This is a genomic window from Sporosarcina limicola (genome assembly GCF_014873855.1).
Lineage (GTDB): Bacteria > Bacillota > Bacilli > Bacillales_A > Planococcaceae > Sporosarcina > Sporosarcina limicola.
The window spans coordinates 141257-158579 of the sequence record NZ_JADBEL010000002.1; the positions used below are offsets into that span (position 1 = coordinate 141257).

Below are 17323 nucleotides of genomic sequence, written 5' to 3' on the forward strand. Positions count from 1 at the left end.
CACTCCTTTACATAATCGCTTCTTCTGGTACCTCGGATAGTTTGACTGAAACAAGTCTAGAGACGCCTGATTCCTGCATCGTAATTCCATAGAGCACGTCTGACCCTTCCATCGTCCCTTTCCGATGTGTGATGACGATGAATTGCGTCTTCTCCGAGAACTTTTTCAAATAGTTACTGTAGCGTATGACATTCGCTTCGTCTAGGGCCGCCTCGACTTCATCCAGTATACAGAATGGCACAGGTCTGACTTCGATAATCGAGAACAACAAAGCAATTGCCGTCAACGCTCGTTCACCACCCGATAGAAGACTCAAATTTTGCAATTTCTTTCCAGGTGGACGCGCGACAATTTCCACACCCGTTTCAAGTAAATCTGCAGGTTGAGTGAGAATCAGATCTGCATCCCCACCGCCAAACATTACCTTAAACACATTGCGGAAACGGTTTTGGATAGCGCCGAATGTTGTCGAAAAGCGCGTCGTCATCTCCACATCCATCTCAGACATCGCTTCATTCAACGTGTTTTTCGCCTTAATCAAATCATTAAGCTGTTCAGTCAGGAATAGATGGCGTTCCGACACTTCCGTAAACTCTACAATCGCCCCTGGATTCACAGGTCCTAATGCTGACAATTCGCGTTTTAGTAATTCGACTTTTTCCCGTGTTAGCTGTTCATCAAAATGATCTGCTATAATCATATCCGCGTACAAGCCATAATCATTTACTAACCGTTGAGTGATTGCCTCATATTTCACTTCAAGGCGCGATACTGAAACATTCACTGTATTCAGCGTGCTGACCGCTTCCCCAGCACTTTCTCTAAGTTTACGGAGGAATGAACTTTTTTCTTCAAGTCGGGATGCAAGAACTGTACGGGTTTCTCTCCTTAACACAATCCCTTGCTCAAGCGTTTTTTTATCAGCAGATGCCTGTTCGATTCGTACCGTGATTTGTTCTGTGGTCAAATCACGGCCCTCTTCATCTCCGGCGAGAAACCGTAGTTCATCCTGCAATGAAGAATTTTTATGTTCAGCTTGTTCGGATGCACGTTCCATTTCATCAATCGATAATTGTTGGTGGGCTTTTTGTTCACGTAGGACTGCTACCTGTTCACGTAGTCCGTTGTAGCGGCCTGTAAGAGTCGCTTCTTCGTTCCTTCGATTGATAGCAAGACGTTCAAGTTTTTCCACTTCCGACTGAATCGTTTCCAGCTCACTTTTCACATTCGCATGCTTTTCTTGTAACATCGTTTTCTTTTCCAATAGTTCCGAGCCGGAATTTTCAGCACCACGTCTCCCTATTTCAGTCGATGCAAGTTCAGCTTCAACCGATCTGATTGAAATATCGGTTTCACGAATCCTAGATTCCTCCGCAGCAATTTCGATTTGAAGATTATCCGTCAATTTACGAAACTGCTCCGATTCCTGCAACTGCTTCGCAACACCCATTTTTGTATCGCCAATTTTCTTTTCGGCTAATTCAATCGAATCAGTCATCCGAATTAGTTGCATTTTCAACGTATCAAGTTCTGCTTTTCTCGTGAAGACGGATGCTTGCCCCTTCACTCCCCCTCCAGTAAGTGAACCCCCGGCATTCACAATATCCCCATCGATTGTCACGACACGAAAACGATACCCTACTATTTTTGCAATCGCAGATGCACCAGAAAGCGTTTTTGCAACGATTGTATTGCCAAGCAAGTTTTCAGTGATATTCGTATATGCCGCATCCGTTTCCACGAGTCCATCAGCAGTTCCGATAAATTCCGGATGTTGTTCAACCTCACGAATAGAGGTCGGTTGAAGTTTCCTAGATTTCATCACATCTCTTGGAAGGAAAGTCGCGCGTCCCGCATTTTTCGATTTCAAATAAGCGATTGCCTTTCTTGCTTCCACTTCGGTAGATGTCACAATATGTTGCATCGCACCACCTAATGCCGCCTCAACAGCTTTAACATAGTCCTTTTCGACAGATATGAGTTCCGCAACAGCCCCGTCTATACCGGTTAACTTACCTGATTTTTTTGCGACAAGGACCTCCTTCACGCCTGAATAAAAACCTGAGAAATCTGCCTCCATACTTTCAAGCGCTCGCATACGTCCTTGCATTTCATGTTGCTTGTTAAGTGCTTTTTGTATCAGTTCCTGCTGTAAATCGAGTTCCTCTTCGACAGTTCTTAACGCTCGTGCCGATTGACGGTAAGTCGTATTCGCTTCTGTCAATTGGTGCTTCAATACGAATAATAATTCTTCTTTTACAGACTTTTCTTCAGTTAACTCGTCAAATTTCTTTCTCAAAATAGATGTTTGTTGCCCTATCTTTTCGGATGAAGATTTTTCATCTTCAAGACGTTCCTCAATATGCTTCAAATCATTACGGAGTGTCGCTTCCTCATTCAATCGATCGATATATACAGATTTTAATTCCTCAATTTCCTTTTCTGTCTCTTTAACAGATTTTTTCAAAATTCGGGAAATACCATCCATTTCAATAGTTATTTTTTCATACTCTATTTCGGACAAATCGCTTTTTTTACGTATTGTTCCAAGTTTTAATGAAAGACTCAGTTTTTCTTTTTCCGTGGCGGTTAGTTCAACTTTAATTCTTTCAATCTGCTGATTTACATTCCGTCGTTTTTCAAGAGATAAAAGACGTCTACCTTCCCACTTCTCGGTATCAGAGCTCGCCTCTATCAATTCTTTTTGCAATATGTCCAGTTTTTCATCTATTTCTACTAGTTCTTTCTTGACTGATTCGGACTCTTCTTCAGCTTTCCTTATTTCGGTTTCAAGCAATTCCTTATCTTGCCGATTTTTTTTGACCTCTTCGGATTTCCCCTGGATTTCATCGCGGAGTTTTCTAGCATCATAGTTGAGGAGTAACACATCGGCTTCTCGAGTCTCTTCAGACAGGACCTCATGTTTTTCAGCCACTTCCGCACTTTTTTGAAGAGGGCCAATCCTCGAATCGAGTTCCTTCAAAATGTCAAGTACACGATCAAGATTATCTTCCGTTTCAACTAGTTTATGCTCCGCTTTCTTTTTCCTCATCTTATACTTTAGAACCCCAGCCGCTTCATCAAAAATACTCCGTCTATCTTCCGGTCGGCTATTCAATATTTCATCGACCCGTCCTTGCGAAATAATGGAAAATGCCTCTTTTCCAAGTCCCGAATCCATAAAAATATCGTTAATGTCTTTTAATCGGCATTGTTGACCATTTAAAAGATAGGTACTTTCTCCTGAACGAAACACACGTCTACTGACACTTATTTCAGTGTAATCGAGCGGAAAAAGCCCTTTCGTATTATCAAGAATCAACGTCACTTCTGCAAAATTGAGAGGTTTCCTCGAATCACTTCCTGCAAATATGACATCTTCCATCTTCGAACCCCGGAGTGATTTCGCCGACTGTTCACCGAGAACCCAACGAATCGCGTCCGTAATATTACTTTTTCCACTACCATTTGGCCCAACAACTGCAGTTACACCTGGGACAAAATCCATCACAATCCGTTCTGCAAACGATTTGAATCCCATGATTTCAAGTCTTTTAAGAAACACAATCAGTTCTCCCCTTCAGCCTGCCGATTCCCGAGTTCTTGAATCGCATGGCGGGCTGCTTCCTGTTCAGCTTCTTTTTTCGATCTACCGAGCCCTGTACCAAGTTGCGTTTCACCCAGACGGACAATCGTGACGAACTTTTTAGCATGGGCAGGACCCTTTTCCTCAATAATTTCATACTGGAGCTGGCCATTATTTTTTTGTTGGACAATTTCCTGCAAGCGACTTTTGTAATCCATCACATGCGAAAAAGCACCGACACTAATTTTCGGGAATACAATGGTCTCAAGAAACGGCGTCACCGACTCCATTCCTTGATCTATGTACAGCGCACCAAGGAACGCCTCAAAAACATCTGCTAAAAGGGCAGGGCGCATTCGTCCACCTGTCTGTTCTTCACCTTTTCCTAGCAGGATATAGTTCCCAAATTCGAGTTCATTGGAGAACTTCACAAGAGAAGGTTCACAGACAATTGCCGCTCTCAATTTCGTAAGTTCTCCTTCGGCCATATTAGGCTCTGTGGCATAAAGAAACCGTGAAACACCAAGTTCGAGCACTGCATCTCCTAGAAATTCAAGCCTTTCATTATCAGTGAACTTTTTTCTTCGATGCTCATTCACATAGGATGAATGAGTGAATGCGTTGTAAAGAAGTGAAGTATTATTGAAATGAATCCCCAATCTTTTTTGCAGTTCATCGAATTGGTTACGAATTACTAGCGGAAGAGTTGAGCGTGCGTTTTTTTCATTACTATGTCTATTATTTATCATTCGAATCTGCCTTTCAGTCCATAATGCTTTTAATTTTACCTCTTTAGCCTGATTAGTGCAAAACCGAAAAGAGACACTTCCAATCCTTTCAGGAGAAAGGATGAAAGAGTCTCAGCCGGAATGTCCATTAAAGTGCGATGCAACAAAGTTCAATTCCACTTAAGTTCGGCAGATTTATACTTTATTAGTTCACTTTTGTTTCGATAAACGAAACTGCGTTTCCGACAGTCGCAATCTTTTCAGCGTCATCATCAGAAATTTCCATATCGAATTCATCTTCTAATTCCATAACAAGTTCTACGACGTCTAAAGAGTCTGCGCCGAGATCATCACGGAAAGAAGCTTCCATTTTAATTTCACTTTCATCGACGCCAAGGCGATCGACAATCACTTTCGTTACACGTTCAAGTACTGTTGACAAATTTGTCACCTCCTCTCAAGAAAAGCGAAAGCGGCCGCTTAGGTGCGACAGGCATAAGACAGATTGACAAAGCGGTGCACTTTACCGCATTGGCAAAATGGCTTATGACCCGAGCATCTGGCCGCTGTAGCTGGACAAACAAGAAAAGCGAAAGCGGCCGCTTAGATGCGACAGGCATAAGACAGATTGACAAAGCGGTGCACTTTACCGCATTGGCAAAATGGCTTATGACCCGAGCATCTGGCCGCTGTAGCTGGACAAACAAGAAAAGCGAAAGCGGCCGCTTAGGTGTGACAGGCATAAGACAGATTGACAAAGCGGTGCACTTTACCGCATTGGCAAAATGGCTTATGACCCGAGCATCTGGCCGCTTACATTACCATCCCACCATCGACATGGATTGTCTGCCCTGTAATATAAGCAGCATCATCAGATAAAAGAAACAGGACGGTCCGTGCTACATCTTCAGGACTGCCTAGTTTACCAAGTGGGATAGCAGCTAACATTTGGGTCTTTATGTCTTCATTCAATGCGTCAGTCATATCCGTTGTTATGAAGCCTGGTGCGACAGCATTAACATTGATATTACGTGAAGCAAGCTCTTTTGCGACAGTCTTTGTGAGCCCGATAACACCCGCTTTTGCAGCAACGTAATTCGCCTGTCCAGGATTTCCAGATACACCGACAATCGATGCGACGTTCACAATCTTCCCTGCACGTTGCCTCATCATCTGGCGTGTTACAGCTTTTGTGCAAAGAAAGACGCCTTTCAAATTGATATTAATGACATCGTCCCACTCGTCTTCTTTCATACGCATGAGTAGATTGTCTTTCGTAATACCTGCATTATTGACGAGCAAATCGATTGAACCGAACATTTTTAATGTTTTATCAACCATAATTTTCACACTGTCTGCATTGGACACATCTGCCTGAATTGCAAATGCTTCTCCACCCGATTCCATAATAATCTTGACGACTTCTTCCGCTTTCCCTTGGCTACCGCTATAGTTGACCACTACGCGTGCCCCTTCTTTTGCAAGAAGAAGTGCGATTTCTCGACCAATCCCACGCGAAGCGCCGGTGACAATTGCCACTTTCCCTTCAAACCTGCCCATTATGACCATCCTTTCTTCGAAGCTTCAATCACTACTTGCAATGTTTCTTCATCGTAGACAGAGAATACAGTCGCATTTTTATCGATTTTTTTCATAAGCCCGCTAAGAACTTTACCAGGCCCACATTCGATGAAATGAGTGACGCCTAGCTCAAGTAATGTCCGAACGGAGTCTTCCCATAGAACAGGGGAATAGATCTGTTCGATAAGCAATCCTTTTATTTCATTGCTATCCTCGACAACAGATGCATTGACATTCGCGATAACTGGAATTTCCGCTTCTTCCATCTCCACAGATTCAAGAACTGCAGCAAGTTTCTCCGCCGCTGGTTTCATGAGTGACGAATGGAACGGACCACTCACATCAAGGGGAATTGCCCTTTTAGCTCCCGCTTCTTTCAATTGGACACAAGCTTTCTCGACACCTAATTTCGTTCCGGAAATGACAATTTGACCTGGACAATTCAAGTTCGCCATTTGGACAGCAAAACCATCCGCAGTAATGATGTCCGTCACTTCTTTCAATTTCTCTACATCGAGGCCAAGTATTGCCGCCATCGCCCCTTCACCTGCCGGAACTGCTTCATTCATGAATAATCCTCGCTGATGGACGATAGACACACCGTCTTCGAATGAAAGGACACCCGACACAACAAGCGCCGTATACTCACCTAAACTGTGACCCGCCGCATAGTCAGGTGAAATGCCTCCTTCAATCAACCTGTCCGCAATCATGGACCCGACTGTCAGAAGCGCTGGCTGAGCGTTATAAGTCAATGTCAACTCTTCCTGCGGCCCTTCAGTTATAAGTTTGCCAAGTTGGTAGCCCAGCACTCGATCAGCCTTATCAAAAAAGTATTTACTATCATCATGTATCTCAATTAGCTCTTTCCCCATACCCACCAATTGCGATCCTTGTCCTGGGAAAACAAACGCTACTTTTGTCATTTAGTCTCCACCTTTCCAATCGTTTCACGAATTGTTCCACATACATCGTATTGCACCATTGTTCTTGCCTGACGAAGTGCGTTCAAGATTGCGTTCGCATTTGAAGATCCGTGCGCTTTAATGACGGGTGAATTCAAACCGAACAGCCCGGCACCACCATATTCCGTGTAATCCATCTTTTTCTTCAATCCACGCAAATTATCCTTCACAAGCACAGCAGAAAGCTTCGATTTCAATGAAGCACTGTACACTTCTTTCAACATGGAGAAGAAAGCAAGCGCTGTCCCTTCAATCGTCTTCAGTACCATATTACCTGTGAAACCATCTGCAATAACGACATCTGCTATGCCATTCAACAAATCACGTGATTCTACATTGCCGATGAAATTGACCGGCGCTTCTGACAGTACATCATAAGCTGCTTTCGCCAATTCATTCCCTTTTCCTTCTTCCATTCCAATATTCAATAAGCCGACACGCGGATTTTCGACACCTCTTACTTTTTCGGCATAAATGCTACCCATAACCGCAAATTGGCCAAGCTGAGACGGTTTTGAATCTACATTCGCCCCGACATCCAACATGACGAACCCCTTCCCGTCAACTGTTGGCAATGTCGGTGCAAGTGCAGGACGTTCAACCCCTTCCATTCTGCCGACGATAAATAGACCAGCTGAAACGAGAGCGCCTGTGTTCCCAGCTGATACACAAGCCGCCGCTTCACCATCTTTGACCGCTTGAGCCATCCTGACCATCGAAGCATCTTTTTTTCTCCGAACTGCTCGCACCGGCTCATCATCGGACTCTATTTTCTCTGTACAATGAATAATTTTCAATCTTGCATGCTCTTTCAAATAAGGCGCCATCACCGCCTCATCTCCATAAATATGTATGTATATGTCATCGAATACAGCGAGACTTTCAAGTGCACCCGCAATTATTTCCGCGGGTGCATGATCTCCACCCATTCCATCTACTGCTATTATCAATTTGACTCCCCCTGCTGCGTATCCGTCATACGGTACATATAAAACTCTCCTGTGAACACGGTTTCGTCGCCAACTTTTGAGACAACTTCGACTAATGTCCTCTTTTTTAATAGGCTATCTTCTTTCACATCGGCGCGTGCTACGACTCTGTCTCCTGCCCTGACTGGTTTCAAGAAGAGAATTGTAGATTTCACTGTCAAAGCCAAATCATCATCCATGACAGCGACAGCAAGAGAATTCGCCTGTGCGAAAAGATGATGCCCACGAGCGATACCGTTCCGTTGAAATACATGATCTTCCGTGACGTCAAATATAGACAAAGCCCTCTTATCAAGTTCGATGTCAACAATATCTCCGATAATCTCGTCGGAATGAAGAGACTTCACTTCTTCCTTCATCGTCCGCGATGCGACAGATTTCAAGCGCTCCCTCAATTCGGGAATACCACATTCAAGTCTATCCAATCGAATCGTCTGTACACTCACAGTAAAATGGTCGGATACTTCCTCATCTGTTAGGAACGGATTTTTTTCAAGCAACAATCCAAGCAGTCGTTGCCTTTCCTTTTTAGGCATTCTCAATCGTTTCACCTTCCGGATTAGCACTTGGTACTAACACTAGTATATAAAGATAAAAAAAAGAATGCAAGCATAGAAATGCGAAAATGGCCGAAAATGAACGTAGCCTAAGCCCGCCGCGTCCTGCGGCAATGGCTACGTGACCTACTTCCTGTAGGCCCGCGACAGGCATAAGACGGAACGGCAAGGCGGCGTTCTTTGCCGCATGGTCGGTACGGCTTATGACCCAAGCATCTGGCCATTGGAGCTGGACAGCATAGAAATGCGGAGGACGCCGTCTAAATGTGGCAGACATAAGACGGATTGGCAAAGCGGTGCACTTTATCAATCGATCCTATCCCCACTTAACGCACCCGACTGTTCAAGCTGCACCCGAATAATCGCATACTCGGGATCTTCATAAAAACGGGTTGATTCTAGCAATATTTCTGCATCTTTCCTTGCTGTATCAAGCGCTCTATAATCATGAACAAGATCTGCAACTTTGAACTCAGGCATTCCGCTTTGCTTCTTCCCAAAAAAATCTCCTGAACCCCTAAGTTCAAGATCCTTTTCCGCCAACACAAATCCGTCATTCGTTTCTGTCATTATCTGCATCCGTTCTTTTCCTTCTTCTGTCTTTGGGTCTGCTAGGAGGACACAATACGACTGCTCTGCTCCCCTTCCTACACGGCCCCTCAACTGATGAAGCTGCGCAAGACCAAAGCGTGTCGCATCATAAATGAGCATGAACGTCGCATTTGGCACATTAACACCAACTTCTACGACAGTTGTCGAAACAAGGACATTTATCTTACCCTCACTAAAATCCCGCATAATGGCCTCTTTATCATCTGCATGAAGTCGTCCATGCATTAGACCTACCGTATAGTTACCACTGAAATAAGTGGAAAGCTGGCCGTGGACATCAACCGCATTTTGAACATCCAATTTGTCGGATTCCTCAATCAGCGGACAAATAACATAAGCCTGGCGTCCCGCCGATAGTTCATTTTCCATTTTTTTCAGAACCGGTAGCAATGAATCCTCTTTCAACCAATGCGTCTCAATTACCTTTCTCCCAGCAGGCAACTCATCGAGTATAGATACATCCATCTCACCGAAAGCCGTAATCGCGAGTGTCCGCGGAATCGGAGTCGCTGTCATGAACAGAACGTCAGGATTCAATCCTTTATCACGAAGGATACGTCTTTGTTCGACACCAAATCGATGCTGTTCATCCGTAATGACAAGACCTGGATTTTTGAAGATGACATCAGGCTGGATAAGGGCATGCGTTCCTATAAGCAAATCAATTTCACCTGATTCCAGTTGTTCCAGAAGATTTCTTCTCAATTTCACCTTTGTCGATCCAGCCAAGAATGCAACTGTGACACCCTGTGACTCAAGCCACCCAGCAAGGGAAACAGCATGCTGTTCTGCAAGAATTTCTGTTGGGGCCATGAGCGCACCTTGAAAACCAGCCGTAATAACAGCATATAAAGCGATGGCTGCGACGACTGTTTTTCCAGATCCAACATCCCCTTGGAGCAGACGGTTCATCCGGATTGGACTCTTTAACTCTGTGCATAATTCGTTGACAACCCTTTTCTGTGCATTCGTTAATTCAAATGGCAGAGAAGCAATGAAGTTCTTCACTCTCACTAAGTCATAGTCGATGGCCGTACCTTTTTCTACTTCTTTTCGCGCTTTCTTCATTGCAAGCATTTTCAGTTGGAATAAAAGCAGTTCCTCATAAACGAAACGCCTTCTTGCCTGCTTAACATCCTGAGGACTTGTCGGAAAATGAACCATTTCAAAAGCTTCCCCAATTCCAGGTAAACGGTACATTTCACGAATATCCGTTGGAAGTGTTTCTTCATGCTTTCCAACGACGATATCCAATGCCGCCCGCATAAAACGTCGAAATGTTTTTTGATGCATGACACCTTTCAAACTATACACCGGCTCAAAATCAGCCTGTTCCGTTTTCGGTCCGTCTTTAAAATTGCTGACATTGATTACTTGCCTACCCCGATCCCATTTGCCAGTAACAGTAACAATCATTCCAGGTGCTAGACGATCTTTCAAATAATGCTGATTAAAAAAGACCGCCTTTACAAGATGCCTTCCGGCTAGGAGACGGACTTGCAATCGCGACCTATTTTTCCCTAAAAAAAGAACGGAAGGCTCACTTTCGACCCTTCCTTCAATCGTAACCCGTTCATTATGTGGCGTTTCTGTTAAATCTTTTAACCTGAAATCTTCATGACGATACGGAAATGTCATGGTAAGATCTTGAATTGTGACGATTCCTAGTGCTACAAGTTGCTCACCGGCTGCTTTTCCAATCCCTTTTATTGTCGTAACGGAATCATGAATGGACGGAGTCACTATCAACTTTATCCTTGCCGAAAATTTTCGCTTCTAGTGCTTTTCCAGTCGGTGTAGCAGCCAATCCACCTTTTGCAGTTTCCCGTAGAGCGGAAGGCATCGACTGCCCTATTTTATGCATCGCTTCAATTACTTCGTCTGTAGGAATACGGCTGACAACCCCTGCAAGCGCCATATCCGCACCTACAAGTGCTTTCGCCGCCCCCATTGCGTTGCGCTTCACACAAGGTACTTCAACGAGACCAGCAACCGGGTCACAGACAAGACCGAGCATATTTTTCATAACAATAGAAAATGCTTCTGCACTTTGTTGTGGCGTTCCACCCGCCATTTCGACAATTGCTGCTGCCGCCATCGAACCGGCTGATCCTGTTTCCGCTTGACATCCACCAGCAGCACCCGAAATCGATGCATTATTGGCAACGACGAAACCGAAAGCGCCTGAGGTAAATAAATAGTTGAGCATTTGCTCACGTGTCGGATTCAATTTATTTTTCACCGCGAATAATGTACCCGGCACAATTCCAGCAGCACCTGCTGTAGGTGTTGCACAAATCGTCCCCATCGCTGCATTCACTTCATTCGTCGCAACCGCTTTACTGATGGCATCTATGACTAGATCCCCACAAAGAGACTTTCCTGTCGCCATATATTTTTGAAGAAGTACTGCATCCCCACCCGTTAAGCCAGAGGTCGAATAAACCCCTTCAAGCCCTTTCTCAACAGCGTTTTCCATAACAGTTAAATTATTATCCATCTGTGCGATAATATCTTCCCTTGACCGTTTCGTCATGAGCATTTCCTGTTCAATCATAATTTCTGAAATAGGCTTGTTTTGCACTTCAGCAAGTGCCACTAACTCTTTAACTGACCTAAATAGAACTTCCATCTATTTCCCTCCTTAGTTTGCCAATGTAGAAACTTGTGTAACATGCGCTAATACTTCCAACTCATTGATAAGTGCATCATTGATAAATTGGTCAACTTCGATTACCATAAGCGCCATTTCGCCCTTTTCTTTCCGACCACATTCCATATGCGCAATATTAACGCCCTGTGCTGCAAGTGCATTGGAAACGCTCGCAATTACACCGGCACGATCCTCATGAACGATGAGAAGCGCAGGGAAATGCCCAGAGAGCCTAAGTGGGAATCCATTAAGCTCAGTGACTTCCATTGTCCCACCACCGATAGAAATTCCAGTTAGCTCCATAACACTCTTACTATCCCCAATAATTAACTTCGCTGTGTTCGGGTGCTCCGCCTCTTCCTCTTCAGGAATAAATTCAAACGTCAAACCAAGTCTTTCAGCATCTGCAAACGACGTTTTAATTCGTTCATCAAATGTATCATAATCTAGTAATCCACCAATAATTGCGATGTCCGTCCCATGACCTTTATACGTTTCAGCAAAGGAGCCGTAAAGATGGATCCTTGCCCATTCCGGTTGCCGTCCGAAAAGTGTCCGTGCGACACGGCCAATCCGTGCTGCACCGGCAGTATGTGAAGAGGAAGGTCCAATCATAACCGGGCCAATAATATCAAAAACTGATCTGAATTTCATTCATACTACCCCCTATTAAGTAAGCATACGTTCCTATTCATTTTACATGAGAAGTTAACTAAAAACAAAATTATTATCTAATTACCACGTTTCACAAAAATAGTGCACCTGTTAGTAAGGTGCACCACTAAAACACTGTTATTCCACTGAAATGATATAGGGATAAAGCGGCTGTTTACCATTATACAGTTCAACTTCTGCGTGACTGAAGGTATCTTCTACATAACTTGCAATTGAAGAAGCATCTTCCTTCTTAACATCCTCACCATAGAGAATTGTCACAATTTCATCATCTTCATCAATAAGGGAAGTTAAAAGTGTTTTCATAACTTCTTCAAGTGAAGGAGATGAAATGATTATTTTCCCACCAGAGATACCCATGAAATCATCTTTCGTTATTTCAACGCCGTCAATTGACGTATCTCGTACAGCATGTGTAACTTGTCCCGTTTTCACATGCGATGCTGCTTCCGCCATCGCTACGGCATTTACACTAACTTCCGCTTCCGGATTAAATGCAAGAATCGCAGCAAGTCCTTCTGGCACAGTCTTCGTCGGAACGACAGCTGCTTCAATACCGAGAATTTCTGCTGCCTGTTCGGCAGCCATGATGATGTTTTTATTATTCGGCAAAATGAGGACACGTTCTGCGCCGACCTCTTCAATTGCCTTGACGATGTCTTCGGTAGACGGGTTCATCGTTTGACCGCCTTCGATAACTGCAGAAGCACCTACACTTCTTAATAATTCAGCAATGCCTTTCCCCATTGCAACCGTGATGATTGCATAGGGATGCTTACTAGTATCTTTTTTCGGCATCGTTTGAACCGAATAATTTTTACCTACGATTTCACTATGTTGCTCCCGCATATTTTCAATCTTAATTTTAATAAGTGAACCGAACTTTTGGCCGTAATTAAGGGCGTCTCCCGGTTCTTCTGTATGAATATGTACTTTCGCAACTTCCTCATCGGAAATAACAAGCAATGAATCGCCAAATTCACTCAATGCTTTGCGGAAATCTGATTCATCATATGGATTCGTTTGCATTTTTTCATTGTCGAACTTAACCATGAACTCTGTACAGTAGCCAAATTCGATATCTTCCGTATTCATAAAACCTTGAATACTGCGATGATGCTCTGCGTTGACTAAATCATCCATCGAATGGACCACAGTTCTCGCAGGAAGTTCCTCGCCTCTTAAACATGCTAAAAAGCCCTCGTACACATAAACGAGACCTTGTCCTCCACTATCGACGACTCCAACTTCCTTTAAAACCGGCAACAAGTCAGGTGTCCGTTCAAGTGAAGCTTTGGATTCTTCTAAGATTGCTTCCATTACCGCTATAAAATCATCGGTCAATGCCGCTTTTTCTACACCACTATTCGCAGCGTCCTTCGCAACAGTTAAAATGGTTCCTTCAACAGGTTTCATGACAGCTTTATACGCTGTTTCCACGCCGTATTTCAGTGCCGCCGCAAATTTCACACCGTCAACAGTAGATTCCTCTTCAATCGCTTTACCAAACCCACGGAATAACTGTGAAAGGATAACGCCCGAATTGCCTCGTGCACCCATCAATAGCCCTTTAGATAGAGCTTGAGCAGTTTGACCAAGGTGAGTTACAGCTTTCTCATCTGCTTCTTTCGCTCCAGATGTCATTGACAAATTCATATTGGTTCCCGTATCACCATCAGGTACTGGAAAAACATTTAACGAATCGACATAGTCGGCATTTTGATAAAGATGGTGAGCACCCATTTTTATCATTTCTGCAAATTTCAAACCATCGATAGATTTCATTGAAATTACTTCCTCCCTCTACAGGTTCGTCACTCTGACTCCCTGGACAAAAATATTAATAGATTTCACAGTCATGCCGACTGTCTTTTTCAATGTATACTTCACTTTTGATTGTACTTGATAGGCAACTTCAGAAACTTTAGTACCATAACCTACAATGACATACATATCGATATGTGTCTCTTCACCAACATTGCGTACAATAACCCCTCGTGCAAAATTTTCTTTCCGGAGAATTTCAGTTAGTCCATCTCGGATTTGGTGCCTTGAAGCCATACCAACAATCCCATAACATTCGATAGCAGCTTCCCCTACCACTTGAGCGATGACGTCATTCGTTATATCAATCTTGCCGAATTGATTTTTCACTTCGATTGACATGGTTGAGTCCTCCTTACATCCTTTTTCACTTCTTCCATTGTACTATATACCACATAATAATAAAAGAAAGCATTTCTACAGGCTAATAGTGTGTAAAGGGTTTCTCCTTGAAAGATGTCATAAAAAAGGTTGCAACACTGGATTTCATATGATACATTATTAGGGTATGCGAATAAAAGTGAATCGCTTAATTATCATTCGCAAGGAGGTACTACAATGGCTAAAGTATGTGTTATTACTGGACGCAAAGCCCGCGCTGGAAACTCTCGTTCTCACGCGATGAATGCTAACAGACGTACATGGGGTGCGAACCTTCAAAAAGTCCGTATTCTCGTTGACGGTAAACCTAAACGAGTATGGGTCTCTGCAAGAGCCCTTAAATCTGGTAAAGTTCAACGCGTGTAAAGTGAACAGAAATAAAACGTCAAGCTGAATTGATTCAGCTTGACGTTTTTTCTTTAGTCTTTTTTTTAGCTTTACCTCTTTTACTCGCAGTTGCTTTCGTTTGTTCTTCTTTATGGAAAACAACCATGTACTTCCTAACAATTCCGCTCACAATCTTAGGTAACGTAAACGTGTAAACCCGCAATTCCCCACTCCTTTCAGGAATCTGAACTCCTTACCATTAAGCATATGCCTTCACGGAATGAGATAGTACAGACTTCTGCGGCTGGTTCATTGCTAGTAAATCTCGTCATACCTGTTTCTAACAAAACATCAACTGTTTCATACTTGAAACCTGTAAGCGTGAGACCCAAAACATTTCCGCCGAAAGGAAAAAAAGATATGTACGGAAAACTATCATCTGGTTTAATGCGTTGGACTCCCGGAAGAAGGATAGAAAATTCATTTGTTGGATTGCGTATTGAAAATGATGTCGCTGCGTTTTCTGTCTGAAGCCGGTAGAGTAGATGGAGAGAAGATTCCATATGATCCAGTCTTCCACCTGTTACACCTGTTAAAATGACATGGTCCGGATGATAAGTAAGCGCTCGTTCTACCGCAAGTTCTATGTCAGTTTCATCTTTCTCCGAACGAAACCGTCCCACTATACCGATAGAAGTCGAGATTCGTTCATATTCACTCTGCGTGACAGAATCAAAATCCCCAACCGCCTCAAGAGGGGTAATTCCTTTTTGCAATAAATGCAGTGCTCCCCTGTCTGCCCCGATGAACACTGTATCCTCTTGAATAAATTCCAACATATCGACGATTTCTGATTCAGGCCCTCCCGCGCAAATGACAGCAATTTTCATTTTTTTAACGCGCCTTCACCAGCAGACTTTATCCGTTGTAATGCCTTCGCCCGATCTGGTTCATTATAGATGGCAGATCCCGCAACAAAAATTGTAGCTCCCGCCTCGACACAAGGGATAATTGTTTCCTCATTGATGCCGCCATCGATTTCAATTTCAATTTTCAAATTCCGTTCACGAATTAAATCGGCAAGTTGTTTCACTTTCGGAAGTACCGAATAAATGAATTTCTGACCCCCGAAGCCCGGATTGACTGTCATGAATAACACAAGATCAATTTCATCAAGAACATGGAGAATCGTTTCTATCGGTGTATGCGGGTTCAAAACGACACCCGATTTCGCCCCGGTCGATTTGATAAGTTGCAATGTCCGATGTAAATGCCTGCATGCTTCGACGTGCACTGTAATATAATCTGCACCCGCTTCTGCAAATTGTTCGATATGAGCATCCGGATTTTCAATCATTAAATGAACATCTAGCGGTAACTTCGTCACAGGTCTAAGTGCTTCTACTACGATTGCGCCCATCGTAATGTTCGGAACAAAATGACCATCCATTACATCAATATGGATTAGTTCCGCTCCCGCATTTTCTACTTCTTTCACTTCTTCAGCGAGTTTTGAAAAGTTTGCCGCTAAGATTGAAGGTGCAATTTTAATCATTTCTATCATACCTCGGCTTTCGATCTATTATTTCCTGCATAAACTGCAAATAATTCGTATAACGGTGACGCGGAATTTCTCCCGTCTCCACTTTTTCTTTCACTACACACTTCGGCTCTTTCATGTGCAAACATCCCCGGAACTTGCAATCCGACGATATTTCAGCCATATCTATGAAATAATGTGGCAATTCATCCTTTTCGATATGGTCAAACTCTAGGGAACTGAACCCGGGTGTATCAGCAACAAGTCCACCTGCGACTTCAAGTAATTCCACATGGCGCGTCGTATGTTTACCACGGCCGAGCGCTGTCGAAATGGCATTCGTTTTCAACCCAAGGGAAGGTAGCACTGTGTTCAGCAATGTGGATTTCCCCACACCAGACTGGCCGGCAAGGACTGTTGTCTTCCCTTCCAAATAGGGTTTCAACGTTGTAGCCAGGGTTTCATCGCCAATGAAAGTGGAAATCACATCATAACCAATCTGCTCATAATAGCTTGCGGCCTCTGCCACCTTCTCAAGTATTGCGTCACTTGCAAGATCGCTTTTGGTTAGGCAGATGATAGGTTTCACATCATATGATTCGACGACCACAAGAAATCGATCTAACAGATGGGGACTAAACGCCGGTTCCACGACTGAAAAAACAAGCAATGCCTGGTCGATGTTAGAAATCGGCGGACGTACAAGTTCATTGCGTCGCTCATGAACCACGGTAATCATCGCATCATTATCCCCATCAGGTACATAAGTCACAAAATCTCCTACAAGAGGATGGATGCCTCGGTTTCTGAAAACACCCCGGCTTTTACATTGAAGCAATTCTCCATCTTTTTCTACATAATAAAATCCACTGATGGCTTTTCTGATTTGTCCTTCTGGCATCCTA

The 17323-nt window shown here is 43.5% G+C and carries 17 protein-coding genes; 1 reads left to right on the forward strand and 16 read right to left on the reverse strand.

Annotation, left to right across the window (positions count from 1 at the left end):
- Positions 1-7 precede the first annotated feature (7 nt).
- From smc to H4683_RS02870, 13 genes are all read right to left on the reverse strand, one after another.
- Positions 8-3565, reverse strand: coding sequence for a chromosome segregation protein SMC (gene smc, locus H4683_RS02810; RefSeq protein ID WP_192597309.1), 3558 nt, complete (start codon positions 3563-3565; stop codon positions 8-10).
- 2 nt (positions 3566-3567) lie between these two features.
- The gene (rnc, locus tag H4683_RS02815) at positions 3568-4335 is read right to left on the reverse strand and encodes a ribonuclease III (protein ID WP_192597310.1); all 768 of its coding nucleotides are present in this window, start codon (positions 4333-4335) and stop codon (positions 3568-3570) included.
- A gap of 184 nt (positions 4336-4519) precedes the next feature.
- Positions 4520-4756, reverse strand: a complete 237-nt coding sequence (locus tag H4683_RS02820; protein ID WP_192597311.1) for an acyl carrier protein — start codon at positions 4754-4756, stop codon at positions 4520-4522.
- Between the two features lie 371 nt (positions 4757-5127).
- Positions 5128-5874 carry a 3-oxoacyl-[acyl-carrier-protein] reductase gene (fabG, locus tag H4683_RS02825; RefSeq protein WP_192597312.1) on the reverse strand — a complete coding sequence of 249 codons (747 nt, stop codon included), beginning with the start codon at positions 5872-5874 and terminating at the stop codon, positions 5128-5130.
- Positions 5874-6821, reverse strand: a complete 948-nt coding sequence (gene fabD, locus H4683_RS02830) for an ACP S-malonyltransferase (protein ID WP_192597313.1) — start codon at positions 6819-6821, stop codon at positions 5874-5876. Before fabD ends, fabG begins: the two co-directional genes overlap by 1 nt.
- On the reverse strand, positions 6818-7810 hold the full coding sequence (gene plsX / locus H4683_RS02835) for a phosphate acyltransferase PlsX (protein WP_192597314.1): 993 nt from the start codon (positions 7808-7810) through the stop codon (positions 6818-6820). The genes fabD and plsX overlap by 4 nt, the downstream gene beginning before the upstream one ends.
- A complete protein-coding gene (gene fapR, locus H4683_RS02840; RefSeq protein WP_192597315.1) occupies positions 7807-8391 on the reverse strand; it encodes a transcription factor FapR in 585 nt (194 codons plus the stop codon). The genes plsX and fapR overlap by 4 nt, the downstream gene beginning before the upstream one ends.
- The gene (locus H4683_RS02845; RefSeq protein ID WP_192597316.1) at positions 8378-8716 is read right to left on the reverse strand and encodes a hypothetical protein; all 339 of its coding nucleotides are present in this window, start codon (positions 8714-8716) and stop codon (positions 8378-8380) included. Before H4683_RS02845 ends, fapR begins: the two co-directional genes overlap by 14 nt.
- Entirely contained in the window at positions 8713-10761 is a 2049-nt protein-coding gene (recG, locus tag H4683_RS02850) for an ATP-dependent DNA helicase RecG (RefSeq protein ID WP_192597317.1), read from the reverse strand. The genes H4683_RS02845 and recG overlap by 4 nt, the downstream gene beginning before the upstream one ends.
- Positions 10742-11650, reverse strand: a complete 909-nt coding sequence (gene sdaAA / locus H4683_RS02855; protein ID WP_192597318.1) for an L-serine ammonia-lyase, iron-sulfur-dependent, subunit alpha — start codon at positions 11648-11650, stop codon at positions 10742-10744. The genes recG and sdaAA overlap by 20 nt, the downstream gene beginning before the upstream one ends.
- Before the next feature lie 12 nt (positions 11651-11662).
- The gene (gene sdaAB, locus H4683_RS02860; protein ID WP_192597319.1) at positions 11663-12325 is read right to left on the reverse strand and encodes an L-serine ammonia-lyase, iron-sulfur-dependent subunit beta; all 663 of its coding nucleotides are present in this window, start codon (positions 12323-12325) and stop codon (positions 11663-11665) included.
- 138 nt (positions 12326-12463) lie between these two features.
- Positions 12464-14131, reverse strand: coding sequence for a DAK2 domain-containing protein (locus tag H4683_RS02865; protein WP_192597320.1), 1668 nt, complete (start codon positions 14129-14131; stop codon positions 12464-12466).
- Between the two features lie 18 nt (positions 14132-14149).
- The gene (locus tag H4683_RS02870; protein ID WP_192597321.1) at positions 14150-14512 is read right to left on the reverse strand and encodes an Asp23/Gls24 family envelope stress response protein; all 363 of its coding nucleotides are present in this window, start codon (positions 14510-14512) and stop codon (positions 14150-14152) included.
- Positions 14513-14728: 216 nt separating this feature from the next.
- Here H4683_RS02870 and rpmB point away from each other — a divergent pair, with 216 nt between their 5' ends.
- Positions 14729-14917 (forward strand): 50S ribosomal protein L28, encoded by a 189-nt coding sequence (gene rpmB, locus H4683_RS02875; protein ID WP_192597322.1) that lies wholly within the window; start codon positions 14729-14731, stop codon positions 14915-14917.
- 197 nt (positions 14918-15114) lie between these two features.
- Here the strand turns inward: rpmB and H4683_RS02880 are convergent, their stop codons facing one another.
- The 3 genes from H4683_RS02880 to rsgA are packed head-to-tail and all read right to left on the reverse strand — an operon-like array spanning position 15115 to position 17319.
- A complete protein-coding gene (locus H4683_RS02880; RefSeq protein ID WP_192597323.1) occupies positions 15115-15768 on the reverse strand; it encodes a thiamine diphosphokinase in 654 nt (217 codons plus the stop codon).
- A complete protein-coding gene (gene rpe, locus H4683_RS02885; RefSeq protein WP_192597324.1) occupies positions 15765-16433 on the reverse strand; it encodes a ribulose-phosphate 3-epimerase in 669 nt (222 codons plus the stop codon). The genes H4683_RS02880 and rpe overlap by 4 nt, the downstream gene beginning before the upstream one ends.
- Positions 16426-17319, reverse strand: a complete 894-nt coding sequence (gene rsgA, locus H4683_RS02890) for a ribosome small subunit-dependent GTPase A (protein ID WP_192597325.1) — start codon at positions 17317-17319, stop codon at positions 16426-16428. Before rsgA ends, rpe begins: the two co-directional genes overlap by 8 nt.
- Between the last annotated feature and the right edge of the window lie 4 nt (positions 17320-17323).